Annotated in this window: 1 protein-coding gene; it reads right to left on the minus strand. The window is 60.6% G+C overall.

Features of this window, described 5'->3' with window-relative positions:
- A protein-coding gene (locus tag AC3WRN_RS16685; protein WP_492623827.1) for an IS3 family transposase occupies positions 1 to 1,103 on the minus strand; the annotation gives its coding sequence in 2 pieces (ribosomal slippage) (positions 1 to 854 and positions 854 to 1,103; 1,104 coding nt annotated over the 2 pieces). This gene is flagged as partial in the annotation.
- Between the last annotated feature and the right edge of the window lie 62 nt (positions 1,104 to 1,165).

Consider the following 1,165-nt stretch of genomic DNA (forward strand, 5'->3'; position numbering starts at 1 on the left):
AACCTCGATTCTGCGTTGCATTCGGGGATTGTGAAAGCGCTCGATATAGTCAAAGACGTCGGACCTTGCCTCGGCCAGAGTCAGGTAGCGGCGACGATGGACGCGTTCGCGTTTGATCATGCCGAAGAAGCCCTCGGCTGCCGCGTTGTCCGCACAATGACCGACCGCGCTCATGCTGCTTTGGATGTTGTGATCCGTGAGAAAACGCTGATATTCGCCGCTGGTAAATTGCGTGCCGCGATCCGAATGCAGCACCAATGGCTCTCGATCAGGACGCTGCCAGCAAGCCATCAGTACCGCCTTGATCACCATGTGCCTATCCTGAATATCGGACATCGACCATCCGACGATCTGATGGTTGAACAGGTCGAGCACGGTGCACAGATACAGCCACCCCTCGGCGGTGTGGATGTAGGTGATGTCAGTCACCCACTTCGTGTTGGGCTCCAGCGCCGAGAAGTCACGTTCGAGGTGATTCTGGACGTGATCTGGCCGCACGCCCGTGCGCTTGCGCTGCCACGAACGCTTCTGCGGCACCCCGAACAAGCCGTCCCTGGCCATCAGCCGGGCGACACGATTACGGCTGGCCGTCTCGCCGGCATAGGACAGATCCTCATGCATGCGCGGCATGCCCATCACGCCATCGCTGGCGGCATGGATCTCCCGGATGCGGGTCAACAGCCGCTGATTGTCGGTAGCACGAGCGCTCATCGGCCGTTTGTTCCAGGCATGAAAGCCGCTGGTCGACACCTTCAGGCATCGACACATCAGCTGGACAGGGTAGAGACCGCGACAGCGTTGGATCGTCTGATACTTCAGCTCGATTCCCTGGCGAAGAACGCTGCCGCATCGCGCAAAAAATCTCTCTCCTTCTTCACCCGGGCCAGCTCGCGCTTGAGGGTCGCCATCTCCTGGTCGCGCGGCACGCCCGAGCCGGCGAAGGCCTTCGCCTTGTCGGTCTCCAACTCGCGCCGCCACCGGCCCAGAACCCCCGCACCCACGCCAATATCGCGGGCCACCTGACTGAGCTGCGCGCCCGGCTGCCGGGTTAGGCCGACGGCCTCACGCTTGAACTCTTCGCTGAACTTTCTTCGCTTGGACATGACACTCCTTTTTGACCATGATCGGTCTTCTTAGAAGTGTCCGCGTTAACGGGGTAGAACCC

The organism is Rhodanobacter sp. FW101-FHT13A11, from assembly GCF_058790335.1.